Genomic DNA, 18,376 nt, shown 5'->3' on the forward strand with positions numbered 1-18,376 from the left:
ACAAAGCGCGTAATCTGACCGAGGTGACAGACCAGTTAACCCTGATGGCGGATGGGCGTCAGTCCCCGCTGATAGCGTTAATGAACACCGTGGCGTATCAGGGGCAGACCGGCCAGCAAGGCCCGGCATCATTGGTGAAATCCGCTAAGGCGTTGCTGAATAAAACGGCGGTGCCGGTGATTAACCCGCAAGCCCATGAACTGAACGGGCCGATGGACAGCACCTTCGGCCCGTTACTGGCGTTGATGGGGAAAAATAATCCGCACAGTGTGATGACGGCGGATAACACCCTCAACTTGCAAACCTTCCTGACCCGAGTCACGCAGGTGCGTCTGAAACTGCAACAAATGAACACCAGTGACGACCCCCCGGAGATGGCGGAGAGGCTGGCGCAGACGGTGTTTCAGGGCAAAAGCGCTGACCTGACGGAGACGCAGGGCTATGGCAATCTGATGGCGGCCAGCTTGGGTGACCAATGGCGCGGTTTTGGTCAGACGATGTTCGTGCGGCCATTAAACCAGGCGTGGCAGGGGATACTGAAACCTGCGGCGGCCAGCCTGAACGCACAGTGGCAGACGGCAATTGTCGCCAACTGGAATACTGACTTTGCTGGTCGTTACCCGTTTGCTGGTGGGGAGAGTGACATTTCGTTGCCGATGTTGGGGCAGTTTATCCGTCCGGACACCGGGCGCATTGAGCAGTTTTTGACGCGTCAGTTAGGCGGGGTGCTGCACAAAGCGGGCAACCGCTGGGTACCGGACCGGGTGAACGGTCAGGGATTGCGTTTTAACCCGCGTTTCCTGAAAGCGGTGGATCAGCTCAGTCAGTTATCGGATGTGCTGTTTGCGGACGGCAGTCAGGGGCTGCGGTTTGAACTGCGTGCGCGAGCGGCGCGGGATGTGGTGGAAACCAACCTGACGATAGACGGTCAGAAACTGCGTTACTTCAACCAGATGGAAAGCTGGCAGCGTTTTCGCTGGCCGGGAGAGACCTATAAACCGGGCGTGATGTTGACCTGGACCAGTGTCAATGCGGGCGCGAGGCTGTTTGGTGATTATTCGGGAAGCTGGGGGTTGATCCGCTGGCTGGAACAGGCGAAAGCAGAAAAGCTGGATGAAAGCCGTTACCGGCTGACATTTACTATGCCGGACGGTTTGCCGATAACCTGGATATTACGCACGGAAATGGGCCGTGGGCCGCTGGCGTTGCTGAAACTGCGGGGATTTACGCTGCCGAAAGAGATTTTTATGGTAACGCCGGATGATGACACGCCTATGCCAGCGACTGATGATGGTGATTGGGAGGATGAGTAATGTTGCCTTGGTGGTTTGGTGTTACATCAGATTAGCAGGGAAAATCAACTATCTAATGTCCTGAAACACCGCCGTTTTTGCGGTGTTTCAGAAATAAAGCGACATATCAAATTAAAGGACGTGAACAGACGATGTGTTAGTTGTGCCGCTTGGCACCAGAGCACCAGATACCATAACCACGATTTCGCCTTTCTTCGCCAGCCCACTGGCCAGTGCTGCTTCTTTACCGATGCGATAGAAATCGTCGGTAGATGCGATTTCTTTAACGATTTGAGTAGCAACACCTTTAACTAATAGCAATTGGCGTGCGGTCAATTCATTGGTGGTTAATGCCAGAATAGGTGCACCAGGGAAGTACTTACGGATAGATTTAGCAGACTTACCGCCATAGGTTGCGACTACAATTAGGGGGGCTTCCAGCTTTTCGGCTGTCTCAACGGCACCACGGCATACCGCTTCAGTTACGCGCAGTCTACGGCAATTGACTGCTTCAATGCGGCTTGGCATGACACGATCTGTGCGCTCACAAATCGTTGCCATGATAGTCACGGCTTCTACCGGATATTTGCCTTTTGCACTTTCACCGGAAAGCATAACTGCATCAGTACCATCCAAAATGGCGTTAGCTACGTCACCGGCTTCAGCGCGGGTAGGGCGTGGGTTTTTGATCATGGAATCGAGCATTTGGGTTGCAGTGATAACAACTTTGCGAGCCATGTTACATTTTTGGATCATCATCTTCTGGGCGAAGATAACTTCTTCTACCGGGATTTCAACACCGAGGTCACCGCGGGCAACCATGATCCCGTCAGAAGCTTCCAGGATCTCATCAAAGTTGTTCAGACCTTCCTGATTTTCAATCTTAGAGATAATTTGAATATTTTCACCACCGTGCGCTTGCAAATGTTTGCGGATTTCCAGAACGTCAGAGCGTTTACGGATGAAAGAAGCGGCGATGAAATCAACACCTTGTTGGCAACCAAAGACCAAATCTTGTTTATCTTTTTCTGCCAGTGCTGGCAGGCTGATAGATATACCTGGCAGGTTAACACCTTTATTTTCACCTAAATCACCGTTGTTCAAAACCTGACAAATGACTTCTGACTGAGTGACTTCTTTAACTCTCATACCGATCAAGCCGTCATCAACCAGAACGGTGTTACCTGGAGCCAGATCCGCAGGGAAACCACTGTAAGTTACAGCAACGCGGTCTTTATTACCGATAACGGTTGTGTCGGTGGTAAAAGTGAAAGTCTGACCAGCCGTCAGGGAAACATCATTGCCACCTTCCAGCTTCATGGTTCGAATTTCAGGGCCTTTCGTATCCAGCAGAATAGCTGCCTGTTTACCTGTCTTAGTCATAACTGAACGGATATTTTGAATACGCTGGCCGTGCTCTTCATAGTCTCCGTGCGAAAAGTTGAGGCGCATAACATTCATGCCTGCATCCAACAGTTCGGTCAGTTTTTCTTCGGATTCTGTTTTTGGTCCGATAGTACAAACAATTTTGGTTTTTTTCATGACAACTTATCTACAGGTTTTAATGGATAAAATAGTGAACCACCAACTTTATGGTTTGCGCAGATACCATAGGGTGCTGAATGTTGCGCAACATCATTAAGGACAGGTGACGGGGAAGACATGCAGTGTTTTTTGTGTGAAATCAGGCATATGTAATTATATAAGTTTATGCATACTACCAATCTGTCATTTTTCAGCATCCAGCAAATTAATGAGCTGAAACCATTCAACTATGAATTGGGTCGTATTATAGAGATTTATTTCTGTGAAATGAATCAAAAAATGATTATATGAATTAATTATAACGTTAGGACGAAGAAATAATGCAAATAACAGCAGGGATGATAACTTACTGCTCAATTTTTTTATGGAAAATCAACTGATTATTTCAGGACGGAGGAATGATTTCAGAGATTTGGTGCGTCCGAGTGGACTCGAACCACCGACCCCCACCATGTCAAGGTGGTGCTCTAACCAACTGAGCTACGGACGCACTAAAAAGAGAGTGCTATCAATCAAGCAATTTGGTGCGTCCGAGTGGACTCGAACCACCGACCCCCACCATGTCAAGGTGGTGCTCTAACCAACTGAGCTACGGACGCAATCTAAATTGCATTGGTGACAACGGGGACGAATATTAGCGGCGAGTGAGCCTTCTGGCAAGGGGAATAATACAAATTGTTGTTCAACTGTTCGTATTTGCATCGGCTACAGTGAATTTGTCGTTTATTTCACCAGTTAAATATTCGTCCCCGGTTTTAGGGAAGGTAAATCAGTGGGTTGAGCGCAGCAGAACGACCTCGTCTGATTGTTTTTGTGTCCATAAAATACGGGAGGATATCATCACTGCTGATGCGGTCAGTCCAATAATAAAGCCAATCCAAAATCCTTGTGGCCCCATAGCGGGTACAACATGATCGGTTAATCCCAGAATGTAACCACTTGGCAGCCCGAGAATCCAGTAGGCGATGAACGTGATATAGAAGATAGAGCGCGTATCTTTATAGCCACGTAAGACACCGGAGCCCACAACCTGTATGGCATCAGACAGTTGGTAAAAAGCGGCAAACAGCATCAGATTTGATGCCATGATGATAACTTCAGGGTTATCGTTATACATCAAGGCAATCGGTTCGCGCAGAATGATAGTAAAGACCGCAGTTAAGCAGGAAAACATCAAACCGACGGCAATACCGGTATATGCTGATATCCGGGCATTTTCGATAGATTCTTGCCCCAGGTTGTAGCCAATGCGGATAGTGGTTGCTGCGGCTAAGGATATTGGAAACATAAACATCAATGAACTGAAATTCAGAGCTATCTGGTGCCCAGCAACTGCGGTAATGCCCAAAGGGGTGATCAATAATGCCACTATTGCAAATAGCGTAATTTCAAAAAATATCGCCATAGCAATAGGCAAGCCGAGGGCTGAAATACGTTTCAAGGTATGCCATTCTGGTGCCACCAAACGATGTTTAGGGCGGATATCCTTTTGTGATGATGAATGTTTCACATACCAGCGCAGTGACAGGAACATGGCCCAGTAAACACTGGCGGTAGCGACACCACAACCAATACCACCCAGAGCGGGAGCACCGAATTTACCGTAAATGAGTACGTAGTTAATCGGAATGTTAATTAATAATCCTAAAAAACCAATGATCATTCCCGGTTTGGTTTTCGATAAACCTTCACATTGATTACGGAGTACCTGATAAAACAGATAGCCCGGTGCACCCCACATTATTGCGTGGATAAATCCAACCGCTTTTTCTGCCAAAAGCGGGTCTATATTGTGTTGCCTGTCAATAAGAAATTTGCTGTGGTATAAAATAACAATAATGATGATTGAGAGGAAAGTCGCTAACCAAAATCCTTGCTGAGTTTGATTGGCAATCAGGTTTCTGCGACCAGAGCCGTTCATTTGCGCAATAATGGGTGTCAATGCTAATAGTAAGCCGTAACCAAATAAAATCACTGGCAGCCAGATAGAGGTACCAACAGCCACTGCGGACATTTCTGTTGCACTGACGCTACCCGCCATAACGGTATCCACAACCCCCATTGCAGTTTGAGAGAATTGGGCAATAATGACGGGGATCCCTAAAGCGAGCAGACTACGCGCTTCTTTTAAATACTTCTGCACGTATTACACCTTTTTTAAAAGTAAAAGAATATTAAGAAAAACTCCTGCATATAAGAAACGATTTTTGAAAAATCAACCGTTTACTAACTGGGGTATTGTATCTGTTTAATTCTATATTAGCCAACAATAATGCTGAATTTATATTCAAATGCTCAGGTGGTATTTATACGTGACAACTTGATATAAACTCACTAGTAATTTTATATGGCCATCAAGAGGTTCTTTTATGTTCACGGGTATCGTTCAGGGAAAAGCGCCATTAGTTGCTATTGATGAGAAAAATAATTTTCGGACTCATGTCGTTAAATTCCCGGCTGAATTATTGCGAGGTATTGAAACAGGCGCATCGGTTGCTAATAACGGTTGTTGTCTGACGGTAACCAAAATAGAAGGCGATGAGGTCAGTTTCGATTTAATGAAAGAGACGCTGCGCTTGACCAATCTTGGCGATTTACAGGTAGGGGATGATGTGAACCTGGAGCGGGCCGCTAAATTTGGTGATGAAATTGGTGGGCATTTGATGTCCGGTCATATCATCACTGTTGCCGAGATCGCTAAAATTTTCACTTCAGAAAATAATCATCAAATCTGGTTCAGGATCCACGATAAGCAATTGATGAAATATATCCTGCATAAAGGATTTATCGGCATCGATGGGATTAGCCTGACGATTGGTGATGTCGTGAATAATCGTTTTTGTGTCCACCTTATCCCTGAAACACTGGAGCGTACAACATTAGGTAAAAAACGTCTTGGTCATAAAGTGAACATTGAGATTGACTCACAGACTCAGGCGCTTGTCGATACAGTGGAACGCGTTCTTGCTCAGAAAGAACGGGAACGCGTTATCTCTCAGCAACCAGCCACTGTTATTGGCGAATAATCAATAAATTAACAAGCGACAGGAAGACTTGGCTTGTCGCTTCCGAACAAAATTAGCCTGTATTCCAACAAGGCTCGTTGAGCCTATTCGTGATCCTTTTGTGATTTGCATCTCAGTATTCTGTGTATTATGTTACTTAATATAGTTTGTGTTGTTATTATTGTGTTAATGCACTTTATCGTAAAGTGCAGGGTAACCTTACAAATATATTCTTAGAGACGATTTTAATGGAAAACGCGATTGAATTAGATGAATGGCTTGAAGAACCTACACATGATGATGCTATTGAAATGATGAATGCACAAGCTATTGTACCTTTCGGTACAGCACTTTGGCCTTAATGGTTCCTATAATAAAGCCTTTAGCGGTTCTCTATAATTGAAGTAAGGGGGCTTCCCCTTACTTAAAAATAAATAGGATTGCCCTCATGGATAAAAGTTTTGAAAATATGTATCGCTGTTTATCATATCACCCTGCAATTTCGGATAAAGTAAAAAAGGGTGAATGTATAAAGATATTGATTGGATCTGATACTGAGCATCGCGAAATTGCACAAAAGATGCATGGGTATAAAAAGAATTTTAATGTAAAATCTGATTTCGCTTCTTTAGAAGAAACATCAGTAGACGATATAAAACAAAAAATATCCGATTGTGACTTATTTATCTTTCTTTATGCATCATCAACATTAAAGAATGCATCTCCACAAGGGCCAGAATATTTAATCAAAATAAGAAAGTTTATTACTGAATCGTGGAAGAAATCAGTACTGTTTAAAGATTATGGCCCTCATTTTATTGAGGCATTCAGTGAACCACAAACATCAATAACAGAAAGGAACAAAAAGCTGATTGAACTATCAAGTCAGTCACAGAAGATTCAATATACAGATAATCAAGGAAACTCAATTATAGGTTATTTGGAGAAAGACCATAAGTGGACGTCCATTGATGGTAATGGAAATCTTGATGTTATTCCTGGGGAAATTGCGAGCCATATAAAGAATCTTAACGGAAGTGTTAGTTTTAGTGGCACTTTTTTGAGTACTGCGCCATTTGCCATAAAATATGGGGTTGTCAATGATATAATGACGATAAATATAAAAGAGGGTGAAATCATTGGGTTTGATTGTGATAATGCAGAATTTAATAGAGATTTTAATTTATATCTAAACCATAATCACGGAAATCGAGTTGTTGAAGAGTTTGGTATTGGCACCAACACGGGAGTGAAAGCGCTTTACGGCAGAAATGCGGGTTTTGAAGAACGCCATCCCGGTTTACATCTTGGCTTGGGAGGCGGTGTAAAGGGAAGCCATCATTTAGATTTGATATTTTCTGGTGGAAAAATAGCATTTGATCAAACGACCTTTTTTGATAATGGCTATGTTGGCTATTTTCGTTAGTGAAAAATACATCTATAAGCCACAGTGGGTTCCCACTGTAGCTTTGGGTTAATTATCGGGCTACCCGTAACCCGCCTTCAATACCTTTTGGGCTGAACATGATCTGCCATAATTGAATATCGCGCGCACGAAATGCACCTGCACAGGCATTCAGGTAATAACTAAACATACGTTTAAATGTTGGACTATAGCTATTTTGTATCTCCGGCCAACAGGCAATAAATCTTTCATGCCAAGCCATCAGTGTGCGATCATAATCTGCACCAAAATTATGCCAATCTTCCATAACGAAACGTTTTTTGCTGGTGTGTGCTATTTGCTCAATAGAAGGTACGCAGCCATTGGGAAAAATATATTTGCTGATCCACGGGTCAGCGCTGACTTTACTTTTGTTGGAGCCAATGGTGTGCAGCAGGAATAAACCATCAGATTTTAGGTTTCTTTGAACAACGTTGAAGTAAGTTGAATAATTCTTCGGGCCGACGTGTTCAAACATACCAACAGAAACAATCCTATCAAATTGCTTATGTAAATCCCGATAATCTTTCAGAATAATGTTTACGTCCAGATTTTCACATTGTTGCTGTGCATATTTCTGTTGTTCAGCTGAAACGGTTACACCGGTTACGGAAACACCATAGTTTTTCGCAGCATAAAGTGATAACCCTCCCCAACCACACCCAATATCCAACAAGGTCATACCAGGAGAGAGTTCTAATTTCTCGCAGATGAGCTTCAATTTATCAAGTTGAGCCTGTTCCAATGTTTCAGCTTGTTTCCAGTATCCGCAGGAATATTGCATATGAGGGTCAAGCATACGGGTAAAAAGATCATTGCCTAAATCATAATGTTTATGACCGACAATCCATGACCGTTTTGGTGTTTGTAAATTACGTAAGCGGGTTATTGCGATTTCCAGTGTATCTTTGAAACTACTGGGAATTTTATTTTCTAATCCAGCATGTAAAACGCGATAAAAGAAAATATCTAACCGCTCACAATCCCACCAGCCATCCATATAACTTTCACCTAATCCCATTGAACCCTGTTGCAAAACTCGTTTATAGAAATCAGGGTTTTTTACCTGAATATCATAGGGATTGTGACCATTAATTTGAACCCCTGCTTCTTGTAGCATTTCATTGGCAATTCGCTGCCAGGAATTAGTGACGGTTTTTTGGTTTTCAATGTGCGATGAACTCATATACTCTCCAATGTTAGGGCGATGGAATATTGAGGATCTCGTTTTAGCTAATAAAGTCGAGTGCAAAATGCAAAAGCGAGAAATCCTAAAAATCACTAATCCATAAGTTTAATATGGAAATTATTGCTCCTAAAAACCTCAAATTCAGATTATTTAGAATAAGGAACTTGTATGAGTATAAAAGCGGAAAATTGTTTCATCAATTAATAAATAAAGACTGTAATTAATTGATAATTAACAGTCTTTATTGAAGTAACGATTTGATTAATATCAGGAATGTTTTTCAACAGCTTGAATACAGCGATCAGCTTTTTTTTTCCACTGTATAAAATATCCTAGTGCCATCAGAATAACAGTAGAAGCCATGACCGTGGTTGTCGATATAAGCGGATTGTCAATAAATGCTGAAACAACTAGGCTGGCAATAAAACAGAGCCCTAATTGGAGCGTGTTTTGCAATGCAGCTGCTTTTCCACTGTCTTGTGGGTAAGTGGATAAAGCATTAGCGACTGCAATGGGATATGAAGCACCATTCATCGCGGCCATAAAGCAGAAAGGGACTAGGATCGTCAACATGGTCGGTTCGCTGAATTTTGCAATTAAATACAGCACAATCATGCTGACAGCATAGCCAACCAACAGATAAGGGAAAACAATTTGACTTCTTATTTTGGTCAAAATACTGCGGCATCCATAACCACCGGCCATAAAGGCTAATGTTTGTGGTACATAACTCAAACCGATATCGTTTGGGCTATAGCCCATATTAGCGAGAATAAAAGGTGAACCTGTTAGCCAGGCGAAAAAACCAGCGCTACATGATGCAAATATCAGAACGTTGCCACTAAACATCGGCGATTTTAGTATCGTAAGGAAAGATATATGGCTTTTCTGCGTTTCAGTTTCACTGTTTTTTTTGCGGTTTTCTTGCAGGAACAGAGTAGGCAGCAGCAGTAATAATGTAATTGCCAGTAATACCAGGAAAATGATACGCCAACCGCCATGTTGTAACAGCCAGGCACCCATCAAAGGTGCCAGGGCAGGGGAAAGTGCGACCAGGGGCATGATCGTGGCAAAAACGCGTTTGGTCTGGTTGGCGTCATAACGATCAATAACTAATGCTTGCCATGAAACTGCGGCTGAACAAACACCTATGGCTTGGATAAACCGCAAAACTAAAAGTTGTGTGGCATCTGTTATCCAAAGCATACCCAGACAGCCAACAGAAAACATTGATAACCCAGCGATGATAATAGGCTTTCTGCCAAAGCGATCTGAAAGAGGTCCCCACAAAAGTTGAGCAAAGGCAAAACCTGCAAGAAAGATACTTAGACTGGCACTAATTGCTCCCGCCGATGTGCCCAATTCTTGTTGCATAGAACCGAATGCTGGCAGATACATATCAATAGCCAGATAACCCAGCATACTCAAGCCTGCAAGGTAGAACATGAACTGACTTGAGTTTTTCATTTGATTATTCTCTTTGGATGTCATGATTGAAACAACTTGCTGTGTAGGTAGATAAGAAAATTTGTGTATATTCTATATGTCGTGATTTTTACTTGTGAAACGGTAATATTTGGATAATGCTGTGAAAAAAACTGAAAGGTAAAATTATGTGGTCAGAATATTCACTTGAAGTTGTGGATGCTGTTGTCAGAACGGGAAGTTTTAGTGCCGCTGCATCGGAGCTTCACCGTGTCCCCTCGGCAATCAGTTATACCGTAAGACAATTGGAGGAGTGGCTTGCCGTCCCGTTGTTTGAACGTCGTCATCGGGATGTGGAATTGACGGAGTCAGGCACTATTTTTATCAAAGAGGCTCGCATTGTTATCAAAAAAATGAATGACACTCGTCATCAGTGCCAGCAGGTTGCAAATGGCTGGAGAGGACAATTCAGCATTGCTATTGACCGGGTTGTTAAACCAGAACGCAGTCGTCAACTTATTCTTGATTTTTATCATCATTTTCCTGACATAGAACTGTTTATTCATCAGGAAGTCTTTAATGGTGTATGGGACGCGCTGGTGGATGGTCGGGTTGATGTTGCAATTGGTGCTACCCGTGTCGCGCCGGTAGGGGAAAGGTTCAATTTTCGGGATATGGGATTTATGTCTTGGCTGTGTGTCGTCAGCACCGGTCATGCTCTGACTCAGCTGGCCGGTCCACTGTCTGATGATCAAATGCGACCTTATTCAAGCTTGTGTCTTGAAGATACATCCCGCAATTTACCGAAGCGTGACACTTGGACTTTGGATAATCAGCGCAGGTTGGTGGTCCCTGATTGGGAATCTGGTCTGGCTTGTCTGAATGAGGGGTTATGTGTGGGGATGGTGCCTAAGCATAGGGCAATGCCGCTGATCCGGCAGAAGAAACTGGAAGCATTGGCATTAGAGCAGCCTTTGCCTGATAGCCCATGTTGTTTGACATGGGTGCAAAATAGCCATTCTCCGGCATTAAGTTGGCTTCTTGGCTATCTCGGCGATAGTGAAACTCTTAATGCTGAATGGCTTCAGGATGAATAGGGAGGATTAACGGCGATAGTCGATAAATGGGCCATCGGTGACAGAACGCCGTTCAACCAAACGTGGATGTACTTCAATAGTTTGTGCATCTTCACGTTTACTGACTATTCTGTCTAGCAACATAGAAAACGCCATTTGTCCCAGACGTTCTTTTGGCTGATGGATAGTTGTCAATGCCGGAGAGAAATAACGGGCATTGCGTATATTATCGTAACCGATCACAGAAATATCCTGTGGGACGCGTAATCCTAATTCATCAGCAGCACAAATAGCCCCCATTGCCATAACATCACCACCACAGAAGACTGCGGTCGGACGCTGTTTTTGATTTAGAATTTGATGCATGGCTTTGTAGCCCGATTCTGGTTCAAAATCCCCCTGAACAATCCACTCTTCTCTGATTGGAATGCTGGCTTCTTTTAATGCTTTCAAGAACCCCTGATGACGGCCACCACCGGTGTTGCGTGCCAGGGGACCAGGGATCGCACCAATATCACGATGACCACGCTCAATAAGATAGCGACCAGCCAGATAACCGCCGTGGAATGCGTTATCAATAATAGTATCAATGAAATCACCTCTGGCTTGTCCCCAATCCATGACGACCATGGGAATATTGCGATAATCTTCCAACATTCCTAATAACTGTTCCGGGTATTCTGAACACATCACCAGCAATCCATCCACCCGTTTTTGTGCCAACATGGCCAGATAGGCTTTCTGTTTATCAATGTTATTGTGTGAGTTACACAAAATTAGCGTATAGCCTTTGCTATAACAGCTGTTTTCAACGGATTCAATAACTTCAGCAAAATAGGGAGCTTCGCTGGACGTGGCCAGTAATCCGATCGATTTTGTATGGTTAACTTTCAGACTGCGGGCAACGGCACTGGGTGAATAACTCAGTTCTTTGATAGCAGCCCAAACGGCAGCCTTGGTATCTTCGGCGACGAAACGGGTTTTATTAATAACATGGGATACAGTAGTGGTTGAAACGCCAGCGTTCTTAGCCACATCTTTGATCGTTGCCATGAGATGAAAGACTCCTGACCTTTTGGTCTAAATTTAAAACTCTTTGTTAATCGTTTGCCAGTATCTTTATACATTAGGGTGTCTGCTGGCAATAAATTAGCGATAAATCCTGAATTTTGTCTGATCTGGCTCAAAAGTGAAAGCAATAATCAATGGTATAAAATGCAGGGTAGTCACTATTTTATGTTTTTTCCTTAATGTAAGGATAATTAACCATGTTAATTGAATGGTATTTGTGGTTATAGACTTCTATTCTGAGGGGGAGCGATGGATACCGATTTGAAGCTTGGCTTATTTACTGCGGTGAGTACGTTGGTGATGATTGCCATTTTTGCCGCTGTTTGCTTGATTTTTGCCTGATGTTTTGAATTGATTAGGTGATGTAAAAATTGGGTTTTTATATTGAAAGGTCAGCGGGCAGACAGCTTCAATGGCTTATCTGCCCTTTGAATGTTAGTTCGGATAGTCATCAGGTAAACTGATTCTAATGCATCTTTCGTGTGGCTATTTTTGCTAATTATCTTAATAACTTCTACGAAAAATAACAGTCAAAAAGAAACCATCCGTTCCAGGATAAAAAAATATCAGGATGCATATTGGTGAAAGAAAATGGTATTCTCCGCTAAGATTGTGACGATGTTGGTTATCAACATACTGTTGGTTTAAAGGAAATAAAAATGACGACTATTGATAAGATTGAACGCCAAATTAAAGAGAACCCGATTCTGCTGTATATGAAAGGCTCCCCTAAATTACCAAATTGTGGCTTTTCTGCACAGGCTGTTCAGGCTTTATCTGCATGTGGTGAACGTTTTGCTTATGTAGATATTTTGCAAAATCCAGATATTCGTGCAGAATTGCCAAAATATGCTAATTGGCCAACTTTTCCTCAGCTTTGGGTTGAGGGTGAGTTGGTAGGTGGATGCGATATTATCATTGAGATGTATCAACGTGGTGAGTTACAAACATTAATTAAAGAAGCCGCTGATAAATATCGCGCTCAGGACGAAAACGCGACAGAGTAATTTTTAAATTAGCGACAGGCTATTATGCTATCTCCCCATATGTTGATATATGGGGGTTTTTGTTATTGCTTAAATTTCAATTTGATTGTATTAAACTTATAGTTAGCTATAAATTTATCCGGTTTTTTCTTCTTCTGTTGTTGCTAAAGGCCAGCCACCAAGTTGTTTCCAGCGGTTAACCATTTTACAGAATAATTCAGCGGTACGCTCAGTATCATATAAGGCGCTGTGAGCCTGATTATTATCGAATGGGATCCCGGCTGTGGCGCAGGCTTTTGCTAAAATCGTTTGCCCTAATACCAGGCCACCTAAAGCCGCCGTATCAAAAGTTGCAAAGGGATGAAATGGATTCCGTTTCAGTCTGGCGCGTTCTGCGGCAGCCATAACAAAGCTATGATCAAAGTTAGCATTGTGCGCAACGATAATGGCCCGACTGCAATGACTATTTTTTATCCCTTTACGAACCATTTTAAAAATAGCGTGCAGCGCTTCATACTCGCTTACTGCTCCACGTAGCGGGTTTGATGGATCGATGCCGGTAAACGCCAGGGCCGCTGGTTCAAGATTTGCGCCCTCAAATGGCTCAATATGGAAATGAAGTGATTCGCTGGGTGCCAGCCAACCTTGATCATCCATCTCCAGTGTGATGGCGGCAATTTCAAGTAACGCGTCTGTTTTGGCATTAAAGCCGCCAGTTTCAACATCAATAACGACAGGGTAATAACCTCGAAAACGCCCACTAAGGACGTTTGGCTCTTTTTTGTCAGACATCAGATTGAGTTACCCAGGGCGTTGCGGGCATTTTTGTTTTCAATAAGCTCAATTTTGTAACCATCTGGATCTTCAACGAAAGCAATAATGGTTGTTCCACCTTTTACCGGGCCGGCTTCACGGGTAATGTTACCACCTGCTTTGCGAATAGATTCGCAAGTGGATGCGACATCATCGACACCCAATGCAATATGACCAAAGGCATCTCCCATTGCATAATGGTCAACTCCCCAGTTATAAGTTAACTCGATTGCCGCCCCTTTGCTTTCATCTGTGTAGCCAACGAAGGCGAGTGAGTACTTATATTCTGTATTCTCACTGACGCGCAGTAGGCGCATTCCTAATACTTTAGTATAAAAATCAACGGAGCGTTGCAGATCACTAACGCGGATCATGGTATGGAGTAAGCGCATAATTACCTCTCATTTAATGGTTTTACCAGTATTTTTGTGCGGAAGGTCGCACAAAAACCACTAACTATAACGTGTCTTACGGTTACAGTTCAATTTATCCATAATTATAATTTATTCTCATCTGGGTTTATAATTAAATATAGTATATGAATTGTATAGGGAACGGGATGTGATGGTCGAGCAACTGGAGTTCTTTGCTATTCCTAGTCCTTGTCGAGGAATTTGTCAGGCTAATGAGCGGGGTTTTTGTTTGGGATGTTATCGCAGCCGGGAAGAAAGATTTAATTGGATGAAAATGTCAGATGGGCAAAAGCGTGAAGTATTGAGATTGTGCCGGCAAAGATATTTACGTTCAGTGAGAGCACAAAATCAGACAGATGAAGAACTACCTGAGCAGTCATCACTATTTTAATTAGAAAATTTTGAGGCTATTAGAGTTAATAATTCAATGATTTACTTATATAGGGTTATATTTTTGGCGGAGTTATAAATGTTCTACTATAATTTACGGTGTTTTGTTTGTTATTTTTTTATTTATTGCTTAACAGGATGGCTAACGGTTTTTATTTTAAGTATTTCTGTAACTTTATGTTTTAAATGGAATTTTTAGTTTGATTGTGTGACAAATGTAAAATAAAAACAACGTTAATGTAAAAATAGATAGCTTAGCATTTAGATGACAGCTATCCTTATAGTACTTGGAATAAAGTATTGAATGATATTTATTGGTTTCTGTTTGTTTGTATTCATATTTCTGATAGTTTTTGTGGTAAAAATATTGTATGTTAATTGTTTTGTTCTAAATTTAATTTAAGTTTAGTTGTTCTTGGTTATAGTTACCTGAATTAGTTAGTTACTAAGAGTTTACTGTGATTACACAGAAGTTATATCTATTTTTTTAAGGCTAATTAGCCTGGTTTAGAAAAATTTGGCTGTTATGTTTAGTAGGCTAGTTATTTAAGGAGGGACAATTGGAATCTACATTGGGATCAGATCTGGCACGGTTAGTCCGTATTTGGCGTGCTTTAATTGATTATCGTTTAAAGCCGTTGGAATTAACTCAGACTCATTGGGTAACGTTATACAATATTAGCCGGTTACCCCAGGAGCAATCTCAGATACAGTTGGCGAAAGCTATCGGTATTGAACAACCATCTTTAGTCAGAACATTAGATCAGCTTGAGGAAAAAAGACTTATCACCCGGCATACTTGTGCCAATGATCGTCGTGCCAAAAGAATCAAGCTGACTGAAGACTCTGCATCGGTTATTAGGGAGTTAGATGGTGTTATTGCATCGACAAGAAATGAGATTCTGGATGGTATTTCACGCGAGGAACTTGCTTTTCTTTCCACTTTAGTGCAGAAACTAGAGCAAAATATTATCCAATTACAGAGTAGATAGTAATTACGATATCCATGAAATGCTAACCAGATGAAAGAAGACCGCGACTTACAAAGATCAAGTCACGGTTTTCTTATCTATATTATTTTATTGTCGAGGTGAAACCGTCAGATTATTGCCTTGGCCTGCGATTCGGACACGTTGGCCTTTACTGAAGACTGTTTTGCCTTGTTTTTGAACAACAATGATGCTTTCACCGCTGTCACGACGAATTTCCAGTTCTACACCTTTAGTTGTGTTGAGTGCCCCCTGAATGTTTTGGCCTGCAACACCACCAGCAACTGCACCCGCAGCCGTCGCCAATGTGTTGCCACTGCCACCACCAATAGTATTACCAACCAGGCCACCCAGAACTGCGCCACCGATAGCACCTAATACATTCTCATTGCTGCCTGCTTGAATATTGACAGGACGAACGGAAACAATCGTACCGTAAGAGACTGTCTGGACTTGTTTAGCTTGTCCGGCAGTATAGGTATCACCAGAAAGGGAATCGGTGTTGACACAGCCTGATAATGATGCGACTGCAACCGCGCTAACTAAAAAATGCTTAAACATAGTAACTCCTGATTTTGATGCCTGACTGCGGAAATCTGATAGCTTATGGGCAACCAGGCTACAACCGGCATTGGCAACAAGTAATAAAAAATTTATTCGGATAGAATAATCGGTACATTAGCAATCTAGTGCTAAACATATATTAAACGTCAATAGAGATTTTTAAAAGAAATAGCTATTAATGAAAAATTCCACATTTTTGTGAAGTTGTTTCCAAAACTTAGGTTTTATTCCTTTGTTTTCCTATTAACCATATACAGCTAAAACCACCGCGCTTTATAGTTATTGGCGTAATTTCTGATTTTATCAAGACAGATTCTAAGCGGGAAGGCAAATTAATGGTTATGAAGTCAGGTCGTTATATTGGTGTTATGTCGGGTACAAGTCTGGATGGGGTTGATGTGGTGCTTGCAGCAATCAGCGATAAAGTTGTTGCTCAACAAGCCAGTTATTCACATCCATTTCCATATGAACTCAAGCAAAAAATTCTTGCAGTTTGTCAGGGGCAACAAACGACATTATCTGCGATAGGCCGGTTAGATTATGAACTAGGTTCTTTATTCGCTGAGGCGGTACAAGGTTTACTCACTAAAACTGGGTTAACGACAAGCGATATCATTGCAGTGGGATGTCATGGGCAGACCGTTTGGCATGAGCCGGACAGTCATACGCCTTTCACTATGCAGCTTGGCGATAATAACCGTATCGCGGCGTTAACCGGGATGACCACTGTTGGTGATTTTCGCCGGCGAGATATGGCATATGGTGGGCAGGGTGCGCCATTAGTTCCGGCTTTTCATTTCGCTGTGTTAGGTCATCCAACAGAACGCAGGATAATTCTCAATATCGGTGGTATTGCCAACATAACGACGTTGTTACCTGGATCGTTAGTTAAAGGGTATGACACAGGCCCGGGTAACATGCTGATGGATAGCTGGGTATGGTGCCATCAGAAAAAACCGTATGATAAAGATGGTCAATGGGCCCGAGAAGGTGTCGTTAATAACAGCTTGCTCAGACAAATGCTTTCTGATCACTATTTTTCACGGCCCGCCCCTAAAAGTACTGGCCGGGAGTATTTCAATATGAGTTGGTTGGAAGCTCAATTGGTTAATTTTCCTGATATATTGCCTGTTGATGTTCAGGCCACACTGGCCGAGCTGACAGCGGTATCTGTGTCACAGCAAATCATGTTGAGTGGTGGGTGTGAACGTCTGCTGGTTTGTGGTGGTGGTGCGCGTAATCCGCAAATAATGAGCCGACTTTCTGCATTATTGCCGGGGACGGAGGTATGTCCGACAGATAAATATGGTCTTAGTGGTGATGATATGGAAGCACTGGCATTTGCCTGGTTAGCATTCCGTACGATGTCAGGAGTTTCAGGGAATTTACCTTCTGTTACCGGTGCCAGCACTGAAACTATTTTAGGTGCAATTTATCCTGTTACTAATGAATAACAATGGTAAGCTGTCTGGTATTTAATAAGTCATAAGCAGAGCTACATAATGTCAGAACGTAATGAATTTGATGTTGCAGAGTTACGCCGCGAATATGTTCGTGGCGGGTTAAGACGTAAAGATTTGACCAAAGAACCCATCGAACTTTTTGAGCGTTGGCTCAAGCAGGCATGTGAAGCCAAATTGTATGATCCAACGGCAATGTGTATCGCAACGGTTGATGAGAATGGTCAACCATATCAACGTATTGTGTTATTGAAGCATTTTGATGCCAATAGTTTGGTTTTTTATACAAATTTAGGCAGCCGAAAAGCAAAACATTTGGCGCAGAATAACAAAATCAGCCTTCATTTCCCTTGGCATCCATTGGAAAGGCAAGTTTCTTTTCTGGGTAAAGCTGAACGTCTCTCTCCTGTTGAAGTGGTGAAATATTTCCATAGCCGCCCCAAAGATAGTCAGATTGCTGCATGGGTGTCGCAACAATCTTCTCGTATTTCCACGCGTAGTGTTTTGGAAGGGAAATTCCTTGAGCTAAAACAGAAATTCCTAAATGGTGAGGTTCCTTTACCCAGCTTTTGGGGGGGATTTAAAGTGACCTTTGATTCTGTTGAGTTTTGGCAAGGTGGTGCAAATCGGCTCCATGACCGGTTTATTTATCAACGGGAAGGCGATAACTGGCATATTGATAGGCTTGCACCATAAATTGTGGATTACTATTTT

General features: G+C 42.5%; 17 protein-coding genes and 2 tRNA genes. 9 read left to right on the top strand and 10 right to left on the bottom strand.

The window, feature by feature from the left end:
• Positions 1–1,313 (top strand): type VI secretion IcmF C-terminal domain-containing protein (locus C5471_RS13920; protein ID WP_278250160.1); only part of this gene is annotated, 1,313 nt, incomplete at its 5' end.
• A gap of 111 nt (positions 1,314–1,424) precedes the next feature.
• On the opposite strand, the gene pykF is transcribed toward C5471_RS13920, so the two are convergent.
• The 4 genes from pykF to C5471_RS13940 form a co-directional block, all read right to left on the bottom strand.
• Complete coding sequence (gene pykF / locus C5471_RS13925) at positions 1,425–2,834, bottom strand: pyruvate kinase PykF (RefSeq protein WP_133812839.1); 1,410 nt, start codon at positions 2,832–2,834, stop codon at positions 1,425–1,427.
• A gap of 416 nt (positions 2,835–3,250) precedes the next feature.
• A tRNA-Val gene (locus C5471_RS13930) sits at positions 3,251–3,327 on the bottom strand.
• A gap of 32 nt (positions 3,328–3,359) precedes the next feature.
• A tRNA-Val gene (locus C5471_RS13935) sits at positions 3,360–3,436 on the bottom strand.
• Positions 3,437–3,606: 170 nt separating this feature from the next.
• Positions 3,607–4,980 carry an MATE family efflux transporter gene (locus C5471_RS13940; protein ID WP_133812840.1) on the bottom strand — a complete coding sequence of 458 codons (1,374 nt, stop codon included), beginning with the start codon at positions 4,978–4,980 and terminating at the stop codon, positions 3,607–3,609.
• Between the two features lie 226 nt (positions 4,981–5,206).
• On the opposite strand from C5471_RS13940, the gene C5471_RS13945 reads away from it, so the two are divergent.
• Both C5471_RS13945 and C5471_RS13950 read left to right on the top strand, forming a co-directional pair.
• Positions 5,207–5,863 (top strand): riboflavin synthase subunit alpha, encoded by a 657-nt coding sequence (locus C5471_RS13945; protein ID WP_133812841.1) that lies wholly within the window; start codon positions 5,207–5,209, stop codon positions 5,861–5,863.
• Between the two features lie 427 nt (positions 5,864–6,290).
• Positions 6,291–7,268: a CgnE/CgnB domain-containing protein gene (locus C5471_RS13950; protein WP_133812842.1), complete on the top strand. Its 978-nt coding sequence runs from the start codon at positions 6,291–6,293 to the stop codon at positions 7,266–7,268.
• A gap of 52 nt (positions 7,269–7,320) precedes the next feature.
• Here C5471_RS13950 and cfa read toward each other — a convergent pair whose 3' ends face one another.
• Positions 7,321–8,472 (bottom strand): cyclopropane fatty acyl phospholipid synthase, encoded by a 1,152-nt coding sequence (gene cfa, locus C5471_RS13955; protein WP_133812843.1) that lies wholly within the window; start codon positions 8,470–8,472, stop codon positions 7,321–7,323.
• Positions 8,473–8,742: 270 nt separating this feature from the next.
• Positions 8,743–9,942 (bottom strand): purine nucleoside transporter PunC, encoded by a 1,200-nt coding sequence (gene punC / locus C5471_RS13960; RefSeq protein WP_133812844.1) that lies wholly within the window; start codon positions 9,940–9,942, stop codon positions 8,743–8,745.
• Between the two features lie 146 nt (positions 9,943–10,088).
• On the opposite strand from punC, the gene punR reads away from it, so the two are divergent.
• Positions 10,089–10,997 (top strand): DNA-binding transcriptional activator PunR, encoded by a 909-nt coding sequence (gene punR / locus C5471_RS13965; RefSeq protein ID WP_133812845.1) that lies wholly within the window; start codon positions 10,089–10,091, stop codon positions 10,995–10,997.
• 6 nt (positions 10,998–11,003) lie between these two features.
• Here punR and purR read toward each other — a convergent pair whose 3' ends face one another.
• Positions 11,004–12,029, bottom strand: coding sequence for an HTH-type transcriptional repressor PurR (gene purR, locus C5471_RS13970; protein WP_133812846.1), 1,026 nt, complete (start codon positions 12,027–12,029; stop codon positions 11,004–11,006).
• A gap of 677 nt (positions 12,030–12,706) precedes the next feature.
• Here purR and C5471_RS13975 point away from each other — a divergent pair.
• Entirely contained in the window at positions 12,707–13,054 is a 348-nt protein-coding gene (locus tag C5471_RS13975) for a Grx4 family monothiol glutaredoxin (protein ID WP_133812847.1), read from the top strand.
• 114 nt (positions 13,055–13,168) lie between these two features.
• Here C5471_RS13975 and rnt read toward each other — a convergent pair whose 3' ends face one another.
• Both rnt and gloA read right to left on the bottom strand, forming a co-directional pair.
• A complete protein-coding gene (gene rnt / locus C5471_RS13980) occupies positions 13,169–13,825 on the bottom strand; it encodes a ribonuclease T (protein ID WP_133812848.1) in 657 nt (218 codons plus the stop codon).
• Entirely contained in the window at positions 13,825–14,238 is a 414-nt protein-coding gene (gene gloA, locus C5471_RS13985; RefSeq protein WP_133812849.1) for a lactoylglutathione lyase, read from the bottom strand. The genes rnt and gloA overlap by 1 nt, the downstream gene beginning before the upstream one ends.
• A gap of 172 nt (positions 14,239–14,410) precedes the next feature.
• Between gloA and C5471_RS13990 the strand changes: the two genes are divergently transcribed.
• The gene (locus tag C5471_RS13990; RefSeq protein ID WP_133812850.1) at positions 14,411–14,650 is read left to right on the top strand and encodes a DUF1289 domain-containing protein; all 240 of its coding nucleotides are present in this window, start codon (positions 14,411–14,413) and stop codon (positions 14,648–14,650) included.
• 559 nt (positions 14,651–15,209) lie between these two features.
• The gene (gene slyA, locus C5471_RS13995; RefSeq protein ID WP_036849508.1) at positions 15,210–15,641 is read left to right on the top strand and encodes a transcriptional regulator SlyA; all 432 of its coding nucleotides are present in this window, start codon (positions 15,210–15,212) and stop codon (positions 15,639–15,641) included.
• Between the two features lie 87 nt (positions 15,642–15,728).
• Here slyA and C5471_RS14000 read toward each other — a convergent pair whose 3' ends face one another.
• On the bottom strand, positions 15,729–16,199 hold the full coding sequence (locus C5471_RS14000) for an outer membrane lipoprotein (RefSeq protein WP_023045584.1): 471 nt from the start codon (positions 16,197–16,199) through the stop codon (positions 15,729–15,731).
• A 344-nt stretch (positions 16,200–16,543) separates the two neighbouring features.
• On the opposite strand from C5471_RS14000, the gene anmK reads away from it, so the two are divergent.
• A complete protein-coding gene (anmK, locus tag C5471_RS14005; protein ID WP_133814197.1) occupies positions 16,544–17,656 on the top strand; it encodes an anhydro-N-acetylmuramic acid kinase in 1,113 nt (370 codons plus the stop codon).
• Positions 17,657–17,704: 48 nt separating this feature from the next.
• Positions 17,705–18,358, top strand: coding sequence for a pyridoxamine 5'-phosphate oxidase (gene pdxH / locus C5471_RS14010; protein WP_133812851.1), 654 nt, complete (start codon positions 17,705–17,707; stop codon positions 18,356–18,358).
• The last annotated feature ends 18 nt before the right edge of the window (positions 18,359–18,376 follow it).

Source organism: Photorhabdus tasmaniensis (assembly GCF_011189505.1).
Taxonomy (GTDB): domain Bacteria; phylum Pseudomonadota; class Gammaproteobacteria; order Enterobacterales; family Enterobacteriaceae; genus Photorhabdus; species Photorhabdus tasmaniensis.